This window comes from Noviherbaspirillum autotrophicum (genome assembly GCF_000818395.1).
GTDB lineage: Bacteria > Pseudomonadota > Gammaproteobacteria > Burkholderiales > Burkholderiaceae_D > Noviherbaspirillum > Noviherbaspirillum autotrophicum.
Genome location: NZ_JWJG01000028.1, coordinates 4,961,502 through 4,976,582, shown reverse-complemented (window position 1 = coordinate 4,976,582; position 15,081 = coordinate 4,961,502). Strand labels below are relative to the sequence as shown.

Sequence of the window (15,081 nt, the reverse complement as noted above, 5' to 3'; positions counted from 1 at the left end):
TCGGGAGCAGGGCAGCATGCGTTACGAGCTTTATTACTGGCCGGGCATACAAGGCCGCGGCGAATTCATCCGGCTGGCCCTGGAAGAGGCGGGCGCCGAGTATATCGATGTCGCCCATCAGCCGGAACATCACGGTATGGGCATGCCGGCAATGATGGCGTTGCTGGAAAACTCGGACCTTGCTTGCCCGCCGTTTGCGCCGCCCTTCTTGAAAGCCGGCGATCAAGTGATCGGCCAGACTGCCAACATCCTGCTGTTTCTCGGATCCAGGCACGGACTAGCGCCGCAGGAGGAAGCGGCACGCCTGTGGGTGCACCAGCTGCAGCTGACCATCGCCGATCTGGTGTCGGAGGTGCATGACACGCATCATCCGATCGCAGCCAGCCTGTATTACGAGGAACAGAAAGACGAAGCGCTGCGGCGCGCCGCTGATTTTACGGGGATGCGCCTGCCGCGCTTCCTGGGATATTTCGAGGCCGTGCTCGAGCGCAATCCGCATGGCGATCGCTGGCTGGCCGGAGATGCGCTGACTTATGCGGACCTGTCGATGTTCCAGGTGATCGCTGGCCTGCGCTATGCGTTTCCACGCACCATGAAGCGGTTCACATCGGATTATCCGCGCTTGGCGGCGCTGCACGACCGGGTGGCGGCGCGCAAGCACATCAAGGCATATCTGGCGTCGAAGCGGCGCGAGCCGTTCAACAACGATGGCATTTTCCGGCACTACAAGGAGCTTGACGCCGGATAAGGATACTTTCTCCTGTTGCACTTGCAGCGATGATTGGTTGCCGCATGGAAATATTCGGGGGTACAATCCGCCTGTCTGTTAAGTGGTATTCACAATGCAAATTAGGCAACCGTGTATTCCCAGCGAGTACATGCGCTCTTCTCCCAGCTTCTCTCCTCGCTTGACTCCTCAAGGCTGTCATTCTGCATCGGTTCAACCTGACCGGGAGCCGCGCTCCCGTCTGACGTATTACGGAAAGAAATAATGAAAGGCTTGTCAATCAAGGCCCGACTCGTCGGCACCATGGCGCTGATGGGGATCATGCTGTTTATTGGCGGCGTTATGGGCATCGCCGGGTTGCAGCGAACCAACACCGTATTGAAAGAAGTGTATTCCAACCAGATGGCTGCAGCCATGGCCATCGGCAATGTGCAAAACCGCATGCTGCAGGCAAGAACCACGCTCGACCAGGCGGTCATGAGCATGGACACCGATGACGTCAAGGGCATGGTCAAGCGCGCCGAGGACTTCCACGCGCAAGCGGAGCAGGAATGGCAACGGTATGCCGCGCTTCCCAGCGACAGCGAAGAAAAAAAGCTGTCCGAGGAGGTGACGGCCAAGCGCGCGCAGTATTTGCGTGACGGCGCGCAGGCGCTGATCGCCGCCATCGGCGCCGGCCAGCGCATCGACGCCGAGCGCGTGATGGCCGAGAAGGTGCAGCCGCTGTTTGCCGCATTCAGCAGCCGCGCCGACGAGCTAGCCGCGCTGCAAATGAAGGTGGCGGCGCAAGGCTACCGCGACAGCCAGTCGATGTTCGGCATCATCCGCATCGCGGCCGTGGCCGGCCTGCTGCTGGGATTGCTGATTGTCGCCGTCTCCGCTGTCTTGCTGGTGCGCGCCATCACCGGCCCGCTGCGCGCCATGCTCGGCCATTTCGACGCGATTGCCGCCGGCGACCTGACCACGCCGATTCGCGCGACCTCGCAGGATGAAATGGGGCAGCTGATGCAGGGCCTTGGCAAGATGCAGAAAAGCCTGGCCGAGACGGTCCTCCATGTGCGCGAGGGCAGCACGGCCATCGGGCTTGCCACCGGCCAGATCGCCGAGGGCAACCAGAACCTGTCCTCCCGCACCGAGCAGCAGGCATCGAACCTGGAAGAAACCGCAAGCTCGATGGAGGAGCTGACCGCGACCGTCAAGCAAAATGCCGACAATGCGCAGCAAGCCAACAGCCTGGTGCAATCCGCGGCTGAAATCGCAGTCAAGGGCGGCAGCGTGGTGGCCCAGGTGGTCGATACCATGGGCGCGATCAATGCCTCGTCGCGCAAGATCGTCGACATCATCGGCGTCATCGACGGCATCGCCTTCCAGACCAATATCCTGGCGCTCAACGCGGCGGTGGAAGCCGCGCGCGCCGGCGAACAGGGCCGCGGCTTTGCAGTCGTGGCGACCGAAGTGCGCACGCTGGCGCAGCGCTCGGCGGCAGCGGCCAAGGAAATCAAGGCGCTGATCGACGATTCGGCCGGCAAGGTCGACACCGGCAGCAAGCTGGTCGACCAGGCCGGCGCAACCATGCACGAAGTCGTCACCAGCGTGCAGCGCGTGGCCGACATCATGAGCGAGATTTCGGCGGCCAGCCTGGAGCAGACATCCGGCATCGAGCAAATCAACCTGGCGATCGGGCAGATGGATCAGGTCACGCAGCAAAACGCGGCGCTGGTGGAAGAAGCTGCGGCGACTGCGGAATTACTGCGTGAACAATCCGGCATGCTGGCGCAGGCCGTCAGCGTGTTCAAGGTCGGCAGCGAGCCGGCCATGGCGGCGCTGCCATCCGACAGAGGCAGCACCGCGCTTGCGACCGTCCGGCCGCCGCTGAAAACCGCCTTGCCCAAACCAAGGGCAGCCACGAAAGTACTCGCAACGGCCGGGGATGAATGGGAGCAGTTCTAGGACCGCTCAAGCGACAGCTACCACCTCCGCGTTGCCATCCTTGCGCAGCACGTTGACGCCGACGTTGTTCGGGTAGCGCTCCAGCAGCAAGTCGACGGTGGCGCCGTTGATCTGCAGGTTGCGGATTTCCACCGATTCCAGGAACGACGGCAGCTGCGGATGGCGGAAGCGGATTTCCGATTGCCTCGGGTTGAAGCTCAGCCCGAGGCATGCCTGCAGCAGCGAAAACACGCAAGCCGCGGCCCACGCCTGCGGCGAGCACGCCACTGGATACAGCGTCGGGCCTTCGTCGGGGCGTTTCTCGAAACCGCAGAACAGTTCCGGCATGCGCGTCTGGTCCATGTACAGGCTGGCTTCGCGCAGCGCCGAAAACACAGTCATCGCCTTGTCGGTAAAGCCGTAGCGCGCCATGCCCTCGGCGATGATCGCGTTGTCGTGCGGCCACACCGACCCGTTGTGGTAAGCCATCGGGTTGTAGCGTGCTGCGTTGATCGGAATGGTGCGGATGCCCCAGCCGCAGAAGAAGTCATCGCTTAACAACTGGTCCGCCACGCGCAAGGCATAGTCGGGCGTGGCGATGCCGGTCCACAGCGCATGGCCGGCATTGGAAGACGCCACCTTGCACTGCTGCTTGGCGCCGTCCAGCGCCAGCGCGTAGGTGCCGATCTCTTCGCACCAGAAGACCTGGTTGAAGCGCTCCTTGAGCTGGCGCGCGCTTTCCTCCAGCTCCAGCGCCAATCCCCCCTCACCCAGTAAGTGCGCCAGTTCGGATGCGCGCAGCTTGGCTTCGTATACATAGGCCTGCACCTCGACCAGGGCAATGGGGGCATCGGCCAGCCGGCCGTCACTGTGGAATACCGAGTCGTAGGAATCCTTCCAGCCCTGCTGCGCCAGGCCCTGCTCGGTGTAGCGTGCATATTCGACGAAGCCGTCGCCGTCGCGGTCGCCGTACTTGTCGATCCAGTGCAGTGCGTTGCGGATGTTGGGCCAGATGGTGCGGATGAAGGCGAGGTCGCCGGTACGCTCGTAGTAGGCGCCGGCCAGGCCGACGAAGAGCGGCGTGGCGTCGACCGTGCCGTAGTAGCGCCCGAACGGGATTTCCTTCAGGTTGGCCAGCTCCCCCTGGCGCGCCTCGTGCAGGATCTTGCCGGGCTCGGCGTCGCGTTCGGCATCGAATTCGGTGGCTTGGGTCGCGGCCAGAAACGACAGCACGCCGCGCGCCATGCCAGGGTCGACCCACAGGTATTCGCGCGCGGTCAGGATGCCGTCGCGCCCGAAGGTGGTGGAATACCATGGCAGGCCGGCATACGGATAGCCGCCGTCCGGCATGGCCGTGGTCAGCATCAGTAGGTCGGCGGTGGAACGGTCGAGCCAGCGGTTGAACAGCGGATCGGTACTCACCACCGTGCAGGATTGCTCCACGCGCGCGCTGGTCTCCTGCGTGAAGTTATTGAACGCCGTAAAGTAGTCCGTCACCCGCGCCGCCGGCTCTTCGTCGCGCTCGCAGGCAATCGTCGCATAGAAGTGGGCTTCGCCCTTGGGCGGCAGCAGCACCTCGAAGTCGGCGCGGCGGTCGTTGAGCTTGACCGGTGATGGATCGAAGGTAATGCGGGTCTTGCGGATCAGGTCGTCCAGACCCTTGTAGCCGAGCACCAGCTCGCGTTCGGACACGCGCGGCTGCATGTACTCGCCGCGGTCGGAACGGTCGAAGCCGCGCACCTCGAAGATATCCTTGTAGTCGGCGCCGACTTCCAGCGACAGTGTCGCTTCCACCGGGTCCAGCCCGAAGTTCACCACGCGCACGTGTTCGTAGCAGGCGTTATTCCACAACAGCTTGGCGCGGAAGATGTGCAGCACGCCCTTGGGAATATGTTTCTTGCCTTCCGGGTAGAGATCGGGGTTCATCAGCTCGATGATGAACAGACCGTTGTCATCCTTTACGGTCGAATTGAGGTACATTGGCCGGAAACCTTCGACCAGTAATTCGAGGTGCGAAAGAAAGCAGGTATCGCCGTGATAAATGCCTTCTTCGCCCATGCCGATCGACTGGATGTCGCCGAAGCGGTCGAACAGGGCGAAGATATCGTTATGCTTGAGCACGCGCCGGCGTTCGTCGGCGGGCGATGAGGTGGCGAGGATGTACCATTGCTCGCCGAATTGGATTTTTTTTTCAACCATGGCTTTCTCCGTCTTAATGTCCGGCAAGGAAAGGGCGCATCCCACTCATCCGGACAGCAGTTGCTGATAGACGCGTAGATAGTTTTCCGCCATATGGGTTGCAGTGAATCGGCGTTCGAATGCCTCGCGGCAGCCCTTCCTGTCGATCAAATGGATGTTGCGGGCCGCTCGCACGGCCTCTTCCTGGCTGGTGACGGTATAGCCGGTGACGCCGTCCTCCATGATTTCGGGAACGGAGCCATGCGGGTACGCGATCACCGGCGTTCCGCATGAAAAGGCTTCGATCATGACCAGCCCGAATGGTTCGGGCCAGTCGATGGGGAACAGCAGCGCGGTCGCATGGCCGAGCAATTCGCGCTTTTCGCGCTCGCCGATTTCACCGAGGAATTGCAACTTCGGATGGCGCAGCAGCGGCTTGATCTGTTCCTCGAAATACGCTTCGTCGGCCTTGTCGATCTTGGCGCCGATATACAGCGGCATGTCGCATTGCAGGGCAATATCGATGGCGCGGTCGAGCCGCTTTTCCGGCGAAATGCGACCGATGAACACAAAATAGTTGCCGGCTTCCGGCACGAAGGAATACAAGTTGTCGGGCAAGCCGTGATACACCGTCGCATGCCAGTCGCCCCAAGGCAGCGGCGCGCGCTGGCTATTGGAAATGGACACCACCGGTATATGCGGGAAGCGCTTGTACAGCGGCTCCAGTTCCGGCAAATCCAGGCGCCCGTGCAAGGTCGTGACATGCGCGGTGCCCAGCCTCTTTGCTATCGGAAAGTGCAGGTAATCAGTATGAAAGTGGAGCACGTCGAATTCCGACGCCATTTCAGCCACCATGTCCATCTGGATCGTGTGATACGCCAGCCAAGGGTAGCGCAGCATCTCGGGACGCAGGCTCTGGGCACAGGGCGCGATCAGGCGTGCCTCGGTTGTCGAGTCGCCGGAAGCAAAGAGGGTGACCTCATGCCCTTGGTGAACCAGTTCTTCGGTAAGGTAGGAAATGACGCGCTCGGTGCCTCCATAGTGTTTCGGTGGCACACTTTCGAAAAGGGGGGAAACTTGAGCAATTTTCATGCAGTGTGCGAGCCCCCGAGAGGAACTCGTTTTCAAGGGTAGCGTGCACGGCACGCAGGCAGACCACTTGAATGAGACACATCATTTCCGGTTTTGTGCCCTGCACGAATCGAATGCAATAGAGAATCTGTTGTGCAGCGCAGCGCGCTAGTTGCAGCACAGGGGACGTTAACAACAAAAAAGCCCGCCAACCTTATGGTTGCGGGCAAAATCCAACTCTTGGAGGGAGTGGAGGAGACGCTGTAAAAAGGACGGCGACCTCGCGGCCACCGCCTGAAAAACTATCGGGCAGATGTTGTATTAGCTGCCGGAACGCACGTTCTTGGCCTTCGCAGCCTGGATCGCTTCATTGCGCACTTCTTCGCGGGTCTTGGTCGATGCTACGTTGGTGAATTCCACGAATTCAGTGTTGCGGGTGGCAGCCAGTTCGCCGCTCGCATAGGCTTGCTGCAATTCGGCGCGCACTTCGGCACGGGTCTTTCCGCGCGGTACTTTGTTGAATTCGACGTATTCAGTTTGCGCAACAGCCGGCTTGGCGACGTCAGCGGCCACTTCCGCACGAGTCTTGGCAGAAGGAACGTTGCTGAACTCGACATACGGGAAAGTCTGGTCGGCCATAGCGGAACCGGCAGCGGCAAAGACGGCGGCAGCAATCATCAGTTGTTTCGCATTCATTTTCATTCTCCATTATTCAGGTGGGTGACTCCGGGCTCGGCGGTCCAGGCAAACTGCCCGTCGGGTCCTGCCGTCGTGAGTCGCACTGCTTGTGTGCTCATCGATGAAGCACAGTCTACCGATCACACGAGCCCAGAAAAACCGCAAAAGTGGCAATACATTATTTCTGTTTTGCGAATAATTCTGGCTGGAGACTTAATGGAGTGACAATAATGGAGGCCTGGCGATGCATTCCAGGCGCAGTCATTCGCAGCACTTGTCAGCGTTGCCGTGAATGACTGCGCCTTGCCAGCGGAGGAATGACGGCAGGCGGACGTGTTACAACAGAGGGGGCAAGGCGGGACGGATGTGGATCCGGTAGGCGCCGGGCTTCTTGCTGATCCAGCTGCCCAGCCGGGCGGAGAGCGCCGCGAACATAGTCTTGTCGCGGCTGACCTTGCGGCGCGTTTCCTTGTCGTGCAGGTCCCATGCCTTGCCGCACATCGTTTCGATGCCGATCGGGCGATCGTAATTGGTCAGCAGGCTCAACTTGTTGAAGATCTCGGGCACTACCGGTTGCGGCTGCCGCGCGCCCCAGTCGACGTCTGTACCGTGCGGCCCCTTGGTGCGAATGGCGCCGAGCAAGTCGCGCGCCGTGGTAAAGCAGCTCTTCTGCCCGTCGAAGAAACCAAAGCGATGCCCCGCCTCTTCCCGGCTCAAGCGGTCGAGCGCGGCCTCGAAATCCTGCGACGCGGAGGACGGGAACAGGTTGATGAATAGCCCATGATGTGCCACCGATATGCCGACCGGCGTTTTCACAAAGGTATCGACTGGCACGCCGGGCGCATTGCTGTTTTTTGCGCCGCTTGGATCATACTGTTGCCAAAGCGCGACAGTATCCACCAGCCTGGTTGGATAGTGCTTGCCGCCAATGTTTTCCTGGTTGCCAGTCTGTAGCCTGGCGACGCGGCCAGCAACCGAAATGTTCCAGATCATCAAGTGGTCCATGTTGCCTTGCTGGTACGCCCCGGCACACGCGATAACCAGAGTAAGGCCGTTTTCGTCCTCCTGCAGTGCGTTAAGACCATGCATGATGTGCCGTGCCAGTCGATCTCCATCCTGACTCCAGCCAGACGCCAGCGGGAAATCATTGCCGAACGGTGAGGTGCCGTTCATTAAGTGCGCAAAGAGGACTGGCTCTTGGCGCAGAATGTCTTTGACCTCGTCTAAAACCAGCTTGCGGCGCTTGCCATACGTCTGGAGCCAGGGACTGTCACACCCGGCAGTGCCAAAATCCAGACCAACGTCGGCCACCATGTGGTCCGGCACCTCGAAGTGGATTGTTGATGTCTCATCCATGATGCATTTTATCGCTACGGTGTTATTTAATTAGCAACAATGACAACAGGCAAGCTTACGCAAATATTGTAAATTTGTAAATTAAATAAATTGTAATGCGCGAATTTATGGGGATTTTATTGAGATTAAAACAACAAATCTTCACTGCACAAACCGGAGCGCCTATTGGAGATCTGCAAGGTAATGTAAATCCCTGCAATTTAGTTGCTTGGCTCCAACTAGGCCGCTACTATGGAGAATATCCAGCGGGATGGGGAGACGTTCCGGGCGTACTGGCCGGACGCAAAATTAAAATATCATGAACTGGTTGTCCCGACTTCTGCAGCAGACTCACTTGCCGCGCCATTGGTCCAGTCCGGCGCTGGGCGGGGCGGTCGCTGTTGCCATTCTGGCTGCTTCCGCGCTGCCGCTGCCGTATTGGCTGGTGCTGCTGCTGGCGCTCGGACTTGGCTGCCTGGCCTGGCTGGCGGCGGCGACGCCGCTGATCCAGGCCGATCAGGCATTGCGCGAATCCGAACATAAATTCCGTACTTTCGTCGAGCAGTCGCTGGTGGGGCTGTATGTGGTGCAGGATGGCAAGATTGCCTATGCCAATACCAAAACCGCCGACTTGCTGGCTTACGACAGCCCGGAACAATTGATTGGCGTGCCAGTCGCCGATCTGACCCACCCGGACGACACCCGCCTGCTGCAGGAAAACCATCGCCGCCGCCTGTCCGGCGAAATCAGCAGCGTGCGCTACACGTACCGCGCGCTTCGCCGCGACGGCGGCATCCGCTGGGTCGACGTGCACGGCAGCCTGTGCGAGTACGAAGGCCGTCCGGCGATCATGGGGGTGGCGCTTGACGTCAGCCAGCAAGTCGACTTCGAGCACCAGTCGCGTCTGGCCAACCGGGTTTTCGAGTCGGCCAGCGAAGGCATCGTGATGACCGATGCCGAGTGCCGCATCGAGGCGGTCAATCCGGCCTTCACCCGCATCACCGGCTATACCGCCGAGGAAGCCCGGGGCAAACTGTCGCGCATGATGACCGGCGAAGGCGCCAAGGCCAAGGTCAACCGCGACATGCTGTCGCACCTGGCGCGCGACGGCCACTGGCAGGGTGAAATGCGCGACCGTCGCAAGAGCGGCGAATGGTATCCGGCCTGGCTGTCGATATCGACGGTGCGCGATGCCGACCGCAACATCACCAATTACGTCGGCGTCTTTACTGACAATACCGCGCGCAAGGAAGCCGAGAGCCGCCTGCAGTACCTGGCCAGCCACGACAGCCTGACTGGCATGCTGAACCGCAGCGGCCTGATGGTGCGCTTTGCCGCCGAAATCGAACGCGCCGCCGTCGCCAGCCGGCAGCTGGCGCTGCTGTTCATCGATCTCGACCGCTTCAAGACTGTCAACGACACGCTCGGGCATGTGGCCGGCGACCAGCTGCTGGTGGCAGCGTCCGAACGCATGCGCCATGAGCTCAGGCACAGCAATATCGCCGCGCGCCTGGGCGGCGACGAATTCACCGTGCTGCTGGAAGACCCGCCCTCCTCGGGCGCGGCGGCACGCCTGGCCGAACGCCTGATCACCAGCATGTCGCAGCCGTTCGTCATCGACGGCCAGGAAATGTTCGTCACCGCCAGCATCGGCATCGCCTGCTACCCGGCCGACGGCACCGACGCCAACACGCTGCTGAAGAACGCGGACGTGGCGATGTACCGCGCCAAGGAGCGCGGCAAGAACAACTTCCAGTTCTTTACCAGCGACATGAATGCCGAAACCTTCGAGCAGATGCTGCTGGAAAACAGCCTGCGCCGCGCGCTGGAGCGCGGCGAGTTCGAGCTGCACTACCAGCCACAGGTGGCGACCGCCACCGGCAAGCTGGCCGGCGTGGAAGCGCTGATCCGCTGGCGCCATCCGGAGCTGGGCCTGGTGCTGCCGGCCACCTTCATCACGCTGGCCGAGCAGAACGGCTTGATCGTGCCGATCGGCGCTTGGGTGATGCGCGAAGCCTGCCGCCAGGGCCGTGCCTGGCTCGATGCCGGCTGGGATTTCGGCCATATCGCGGTCAATCTGTCGGCGCGCCAGTTTTCATCCGGCGACTTGCTCGACACCATACGCGGTGCGCTCGACCAAAGCGGATTGCCACCGCGCATGCTGGAGTTTGAGATCACCGAGAGCACCATCATGCACAACCCGCAGGAATCGATCACGCTGCTGGGGCGTATCCGCGACATGGGCGTGGCGCTGTCGATCGACGACTTCGGCACCGGCTATTCTTCGCTGGCGAGCCTGAAGCAGTATCCGCTCGACAGCCTCAAAATCGACCGCAGCTTCGTCACCGGCATTCCGCAGGATGCCGACGACGTCGCGATCACGGAAGCGATCATTGCGATCGCGCACAAGATGGGATTGCAGGTGGTGGCCGAAGGGGTGGAAAACAGCGAGCAGGCGGAATTCCTGCGCCGCGCCGGCTGCGACATCGCACAGGGCTTCCTGCTGGGGCGCCCGATGCCCGCCTCAGAAATCGCGCGTCAATATATCGAGATGGAAGTGCGCAAGGCTGTCGCGGCGCACTGAAGTCAGGAGTCGTCCGACACCGATGCCGCGTCATCCGGCGCCGCGCCGTCCTGGGCGGCGGCTTGCCGGTGCTGCCTGGCCAGCTTGATGACGGCGTTGCGGATGGTCTTGAGCACCGTTTCGGGCTTGAACGGCTTGACGATGAAGCCGTGCACGCCGCGTCCGGCCGCCGTTTGCACGGTAAGCGGGTCGAATTGGCCGGAGACCAGGAACAGCAGCGTTTTCGGCAGCGCGTGGCGCAGGGTATCGATGCGCGCCAGGCCCTCGTCGTCGGCCGCTCCGATGTCGATGCACACGATTTGCGGCTTCAGCTTGATCATGCCGGCAATACCGGCCGGCGAGGGATTGGAATCGCCGACCACGTCAAAGCCACCATTCAGCAGCACCGAAGTCAGCAGATTGCGCGAGATTGCATTGCCGTCGATGACGACCACTTTCAACATGAACGAAAACCCTATTCCAAGGCCGGCAACTGTACTCCGGCGAACAATGCTCATTATGCGTAAGTAACGGCGGGCCGGCTACTGGGAGATGGTGACGGGGCCGGCAGTTACTTTTTTTGCGACATCTTATCAAACTGCAAGAGCGCCGCGTCTACAATGAAACAGGCCCATTGCGCATTGAGAAAAATGAATCGGCACGGCAGCGCGCGATGTATGATGGAATTTCGGGCGGCAGCGTAACCGCTGCTCCGTTTTGATCAAGGAGGGACGCATGTACCGCAAGATCCTTGTCGCCTACAATGGCACGCCAGAGAGCCGCGGCGCACTGCAGGAATGCATACGGCTGGAACCCGGCCCCGCGACCGAGATTCATTTGCTGGCAGTGGTCACGCCGATGCCGATCGTGATCGCGGCGGAATTCGCCGCCGCCGTCCCCACCATCGAGGAAGAAGAGGCCGAGCAGCGCACCATGAAGCAGGTGCTCGAATCGGGGCGCCTGATGCTGGCCGACGCCGGCCTCAAGGTGATTCCTCATCTGGAGGTGGGCGAGCCGGCCAATATCATCGCCGGCATGGTCCAAAAACTCGGCATCGAGCTGGTGATTGTCGGCCACTCCCGCCACAAGAGCTTTGCGATGCGCTGGTGGCGCGGCGCGATGGATGCCGTGCTGGTGGAAAAGGTGCATTGCGCGGTGATGGTGGCGGCATAGCGGGAAGCTGTCCGCGCAGGCAAATGCCGGCGCGGCATGATTTTTTCTGCAGCATCGAGGATGCTTGATGGAACGCGGCGGCCGCTCCTGTCGCCAGGCATGCATGGCCTGAGCAACGCCACGACGTTTGTGCGAGCACAAATAAACGCACCTTCGCCTAACCTCCCCCGCACACACTGGGTACCATAATGCCACGGTCACCACGGCCGTAGAGGCGCCCGCTTCATTTTTCCGACGCCGCATTTCTTTCGCGAGGAAACAATGAAAATTCACCAGCACCTGTACATCGGCGGGAAATGGGTCAAGCCGCATGGCAAGATGAGTGCCGATGTCACCCATAGCGCGACCGAACAAGTCATCGGTCGCATCTGTCTCGGCAATGAACAGGATGCGGGCGACGCCGCTTATGCCGCGCGCGATGCGCTCGACAGCTGGTCAGCGACGCCGCCTGCCGAGCGGGCCGACTGGCTGCGCAAAATCCATGGCGCGCTGCGCGAGCGCAGCGAACAGATCGCCGCACTGATTTCGCAGGAAGTCGGTTCGCCGCTGCGGTTTTCGCGCCAGGTGCAGGCTAGCTTGCCGGCTGCCACATTCGGCATCCATGCCGATCTGCTGCGCGACTTCCACTTTGCCGAGCAGGTCGGCAATTCGGAGGTGCTGCGCGAGCCGGCCGGCGTGGTGGCCTGCATCACGCCGTGGAATTACCCGCTGCACCAGATCGCCGCCAAGCTCGCCCCCGCGCTTGCCGCCGGCTGCACCGTGGTCTTGAAGCCCTCCGAGGTGGCGCCGCTCAATGCATTCCTGTTCGCCGACATCATCGACGAACTCGGCTTTCCTGCCGGCGTATTCAACCTGGTCAGCGGCACCGGCGAGACAGTGGGAGAGGCGCTGGCCTGCCATCCGCAGGTCGACATGATTTCGTTTACCGGCTCGACCCGGACCGGCAAGCGCGTGGCCATGCTGGCGGCGCAGACGTTCAAGCGCGTCACGCTCGAGCTGGGTGGCAAGTCGGCCGCGATCCTGCTCGACGATGCCGATTACGTGCAGGCCGTGCCGGGCGCGATGCGCGCCTGCTTCCTCAATGCCGGCCAGACGTGTTCGGCGCATACCCGCATGCTGGTGCCGGAGACGCGCTACGAGCAAGTCGCGGCGATGGCCGCGCACCTCGCCAATGAAATGCGGGTGGGCGATCCGTTCGACGAGCGCACCGAGCTCGGGCCGCTGGTGTCGGAGCGCCAGCGCGAACGCGTGCGCCACTTCATCCGCGCCGGCATCGAGGAAGGCGCCGCGCTGCTGGCCGGCGGCCCCCATCCGCCGCCCGGGCTGGAGCAAGGCTATTTCGTGCAGCCGACCGTCTTCGGCGGCGTGCAGCAGGGCATGCTGATCGAGCAGGAGGAGGTGTTCGGCCCGGTGCTGGCGATTCTTTCCTACCGCGACGAGCAGGATGCCATCCGCATCGCCAACGAATCGGCCTATGGGCTGTCCGGCGGCGTCTGGTCGCGCGACGTGGCGCACGCGCGGCGGGTTGCGCTGCGCATGCGCACCGGGCAGGTCGACATCAACGGCGGACACTTCAACATCATGGCGCCGTTCGGCGGCTGCAAGCAATCCGGAAACGGGCGCGAGCTGGGCCGGTACGGCATCGAGGAATTCCTGCAGTACAAATCGCTGCAGTATCCAGTGCCGGCCACGGCGTAAGCCCGGCAATCACCTGCAGGACCGTGGCGCGCCGGCCGCAGCCGGCGCAGGCCATTGCAAGCGCTGATGCTAGTTAAAACCTGAACTTCCACGCTCGCACATAGCTGATCTCGAAGGCGTTGCCGCTGCCGGTCGGCGTGGTGCTGTCGGGCGTGCCGCTGGCGCTGCCGAACCACAGGCTGAGCAGGATGTACATCGGATCGCGCATGCGCACGTTGAGCACGTAGGCGGGCTTGCCGTCGAAATAGAACGTCATCCGGCTGCTTTCCCATTTCAGCCCGTATTTATGGAAGCCGGCGGACAGGTCGGTGGTCTGGATCATTTTGGAGCCGGCCAGCGCGGTGGCATCCTTCCATACCGTCACGCCGTAGGCGGTCGGATGCAGGTTGGCATCCGACCAGCCGCTTGCCGGGCCGCCGCCGGGATAGGCTTCCATGATGTCGATTTCCGGCCGGCGCGTGCCGATATGGTTGAAGATCCAGAAGGCGGGCCAGACGCCTTTTCCCACCGGGAGCTTGGCCTCGATTTCAAAGAAGCCGTAGGTCTGGTAAAAGTGGCCGTCGGTGTCGATCGTCCTGTTGAAGAAATTGCCGCTGGCGTCGCGTTGCGGCCAGATTTTCAGCACGCCGTTTTCCACCGCATAGTTGACGGTCGGGTTGGCGCTCTCGTACCAGATATGGTTATTCCAGATGCCGGGATTGAGGCCGTTGCCGAACTCTTCGGCAAACGTCAGCGTGTACAGGTACGCCGACTGACCATATGGCGAAACCGTCTGGGCCAGCAGCGGAGCGTGCCAGGCAAACAGTCCCAGCACGGCAGCGAAGATCACGAGGATGCGTTTCATGCGTTCTCCTTAGCGGGCGGGCGCGAATGGATTGGACAGCACGCGGTTTTGCTGCAGCTTGTCCTCGTTGATCATGACCAGGTCATGCAGATAGAGCCGGCAAGCCTGTGGCGTGCGCAGGCGCAGGCAGGCATCCCGGGCGCCGGCAAAGCCGTGCGACATGGGGAAGATCGCCGGATCGGCCGGAAACAGGCGGTCGACGAGCCGGCTGCCTTGCCGGGCATCGAACAGGCGGCGCAGGAATTCGCCGTCATCGAGCGCGATCAGCTCCTGCAGCGGTTGCGGGTCGAGGAAGGGCGCGGCAGCAAACGGGCTTTGCTCCGGCGGATCTTCCTGGGCCAGCGCGGCCATGGCAAGGCCGCAAAAGAGGGTGGCAACAACGGTGTGAAAAAGAGACTGGATCTTCAAGTCATACTCCTCCATCAATGGCGGAGGCGACAGCCAGCGTCACCGCACCGGTACGACACCATCATCCGGAGGGACAACGCGATATCGCCTATGCCGAAGGTTTGTGGATACAGCGGCGTTTGTGATTGCGATGACATGCCGGCCGTGCTGGCGATGCCCTGCTGCGGGCAGCAGCGGCAGGGTCGGCAGCCAGCATCGTAAGTGCAAATGCATGGCGCGGTCCGCAGTGGCGATCGCTATTTTCTTTCCGCTTGATCTGCATATAGCGCCGCAATTTTTTCCTTGTGCAAGCGCAAAGCCGCTTGGTTATCGCCGGAAATGAGCAGGGAGCGAACGCTCGGTCCGCCGCGCGCATGCACAGTGCAACCGGCAAGCCGCATTAGACCAAAATCAATATCCGGTAAGGTTTTGGTAAATGAATAAATCAATCGCTTGCTTTAATCATTGCGCGCGGTAGGATGTCTTCAAAAAGCCTCT

The 15,081-nt window shown here is 61.6% G+C and carries 14 protein-coding genes; 6 read left to right on the top strand and 8 right to left on the bottom strand.

Annotated features, from left to right (window positions below):
- Positions 1–16: 16 nt before the first annotated feature.
- Both TSA66_RS24440 and TSA66_RS24435 read left to right on the top strand, forming a co-directional pair.
- On the top strand, positions 17–748 hold the full coding sequence (locus TSA66_RS24440; RefSeq protein WP_040041902.1) for a glutathione S-transferase: 732 nt from the start codon (positions 17–19) through the stop codon (positions 746–748).
- Between the two features lie 243 nt (positions 749–991).
- Positions 992–2,677 carry a methyl-accepting chemotaxis protein gene (locus TSA66_RS24435; RefSeq protein ID WP_040041901.1) on the top strand — a complete coding sequence of 562 codons (1,686 nt, stop codon included), beginning with the start codon at positions 992–994 and terminating at the stop codon, positions 2,675–2,677.
- A gap of 6 nt (positions 2,678–2,683) precedes the next feature.
- On the opposite strand, the gene TSA66_RS24430 is transcribed toward TSA66_RS24435, so the two are convergent.
- The 4 genes from TSA66_RS24430 to TSA66_RS24415 all read right to left on the bottom strand — a co-directional run bounded on the left by TSA66_RS24430 (position 2,684) and on the right by TSA66_RS24415 (position 7,939).
- A complete protein-coding gene (locus TSA66_RS24430) occupies positions 2,684–4,855 on the bottom strand; it encodes an amylo-alpha-1,6-glucosidase (RefSeq protein ID WP_040041900.1) in 2,172 nt (723 codons plus the stop codon).
- Positions 4,856–4,900: 45 nt separating this feature from the next.
- On the bottom strand, positions 4,901–5,926 hold the full coding sequence (locus TSA66_RS24425; protein WP_040041899.1) for a glycosyltransferase family 4 protein: 1,026 nt from the start codon (positions 5,924–5,926) through the stop codon (positions 4,901–4,903).
- A gap of 300 nt (positions 5,927–6,226) precedes the next feature.
- Complete coding sequence (locus TSA66_RS24420) at positions 6,227–6,601, bottom strand: DUF4148 domain-containing protein (RefSeq protein WP_052452580.1); 375 nt, start codon at positions 6,599–6,601, stop codon at positions 6,227–6,229.
- A gap of 318 nt (positions 6,602–6,919) precedes the next feature.
- Positions 6,920–7,939, bottom strand: a complete 1,020-nt coding sequence (locus TSA66_RS24415; protein ID WP_157691782.1) for a hypothetical protein — start codon at positions 7,937–7,939, stop codon at positions 6,920–6,922.
- A 95-nt stretch (positions 7,940–8,034) separates the two neighbouring features.
- Here TSA66_RS24415 and TSA66_RS27220 point away from each other — a divergent pair, with 95 nt between their 5' ends.
- Both TSA66_RS27220 and TSA66_RS24410 read left to right on the top strand, forming a co-directional pair.
- On the top strand, positions 8,035–8,241 hold the full coding sequence (locus TSA66_RS27220) for a hypothetical protein (RefSeq protein WP_157691781.1): 207 nt from the start codon (positions 8,035–8,037) through the stop codon (positions 8,239–8,241).
- The gene (locus TSA66_RS24410) at positions 8,238–10,502 is read left to right on the top strand and encodes a putative bifunctional diguanylate cyclase/phosphodiesterase (RefSeq protein WP_040041897.1); all 2,265 of its coding nucleotides are present in this window, start codon (positions 8,238–8,240) and stop codon (positions 10,500–10,502) included. Before TSA66_RS27220 ends, TSA66_RS24410 begins: the two co-directional genes overlap by 4 nt.
- Before the next feature lie 2 nt (positions 10,503–10,504).
- Here TSA66_RS24410 and TSA66_RS24405 read toward each other — a convergent pair whose 3' ends face one another.
- The gene (locus TSA66_RS24405) at positions 10,505–10,945 is read right to left on the bottom strand and encodes an ANTAR domain-containing response regulator (protein WP_040041896.1); all 441 of its coding nucleotides are present in this window, start codon (positions 10,943–10,945) and stop codon (positions 10,505–10,507) included.
- Positions 10,946–11,216: 271 nt separating this feature from the next.
- Here TSA66_RS24405 and TSA66_RS24400 point away from each other — a divergent pair, with 271 nt between their 5' ends.
- Positions 11,217–11,654 carry a universal stress protein gene (locus tag TSA66_RS24400; RefSeq protein ID WP_040041895.1) on the top strand — a complete coding sequence of 146 codons (438 nt, stop codon included), beginning with the start codon at positions 11,217–11,219 and terminating at the stop codon, positions 11,652–11,654.
- Positions 11,655–11,915: 261 nt separating this feature from the next.
- Positions 11,916–13,352, top strand: a complete 1,437-nt coding sequence (locus tag TSA66_RS24395; RefSeq protein WP_040041894.1) for an aldehyde dehydrogenase family protein — start codon at positions 11,916–11,918, stop codon at positions 13,350–13,352.
- Between the two features lie 73 nt (positions 13,353–13,425).
- Here the strand turns inward: TSA66_RS24395 and TSA66_RS24390 are convergent, their stop codons facing one another.
- The 3 genes from TSA66_RS24390 to TSA66_RS27215 form a co-directional block, all read right to left on the bottom strand.
- A complete protein-coding gene (locus TSA66_RS24390) occupies positions 13,426–14,196 on the bottom strand; it encodes a glycoside hydrolase family 16 protein (protein ID WP_040041893.1) in 771 nt (256 codons plus the stop codon).
- 9 nt (positions 14,197–14,205) lie between these two features.
- Positions 14,206–14,604 carry a hypothetical protein gene (locus TSA66_RS24385; RefSeq protein WP_157691780.1) on the bottom strand — a complete coding sequence of 133 codons (399 nt, stop codon included), beginning with the start codon at positions 14,602–14,604 and terminating at the stop codon, positions 14,206–14,208.
- Positions 14,605–14,840: 236 nt separating this feature from the next.
- Positions 14,841–15,032 (bottom strand): hypothetical protein, encoded by a 192-nt coding sequence (locus TSA66_RS27215; protein ID WP_157691779.1) that lies wholly within the window; start codon positions 15,030–15,032, stop codon positions 14,841–14,843.
- Positions 15,033–15,081 lie beyond the last annotated feature (49 nt).

Excerpts from the sequence above, each read along its gene's own strand:
- TSA66_RS27220 (WP_157691781.1), top strand. The coding sequence starts at position 8,035 with ATGCGCGAATTTATGGGGATTTTATTGAGATTAAAACAACAAATCTTC.
- TSA66_RS24430 (WP_040041900.1), bottom strand. The coding sequence starts at position 4,855 with ATGGTTGAAAAAAAAATCCAATTCGGCGAGCAATGGTACATCCTCGCC.
- TSA66_RS24420 (WP_052452580.1), bottom strand. The coding sequence starts at position 6,601 with ATGAATGCGAAACAACTGATGATTGCTGCCGCCGTCTTTGCCGCTGCC.
- TSA66_RS24390 (WP_040041893.1), bottom strand. The coding sequence starts at position 14,196 with ATGAAACGCATCCTCGTGATCTTCGCTGCCGTGCTGGGACTGTTTGCC.
- TSA66_RS24435 (WP_040041901.1), top strand. The coding sequence starts at position 992 with ATGAAAGGCTTGTCAATCAAGGCCCGACTCGTCGGCACCATGGCGCTG.
- TSA66_RS24415 (WP_157691782.1), bottom strand. The coding sequence starts at position 7,939 with ATGGATGAGACATCAACAATCCACTTCGAGGTGCCGGACCACATGGTG.
- TSA66_RS24395 (WP_040041894.1), top strand. The coding sequence starts at position 11,916 with ATGAAAATTCACCAGCACCTGTACATCGGCGGGAAATGGGTCAAGCCG.
- TSA66_RS24400 (WP_040041895.1), top strand. The coding sequence starts at position 11,217 with ATGTACCGCAAGATCCTTGTCGCCTACAATGGCACGCCAGAGAGCCGC.
- TSA66_RS24425 (WP_040041899.1), bottom strand. The coding sequence starts at position 5,926 with ATGAAAATTGCTCAAGTTTCCCCCCTTTTCGAAAGTGTGCCACCGAAA.
- TSA66_RS24440 (WP_040041902.1), top strand. The coding sequence starts at position 17 with ATGCGTTACGAGCTTTATTACTGGCCGGGCATACAAGGCCGCGGCGAA.
- TSA66_RS24410 (WP_040041897.1), top strand. The coding sequence starts at position 8,238 with ATGAACTGGTTGTCCCGACTTCTGCAGCAGACTCACTTGCCGCGCCAT.
- TSA66_RS24405 (WP_040041896.1), bottom strand. The coding sequence starts at position 10,945 with ATGTTGAAAGTGGTCGTCATCGACGGCAATGCAATCTCGCGCAATCTG.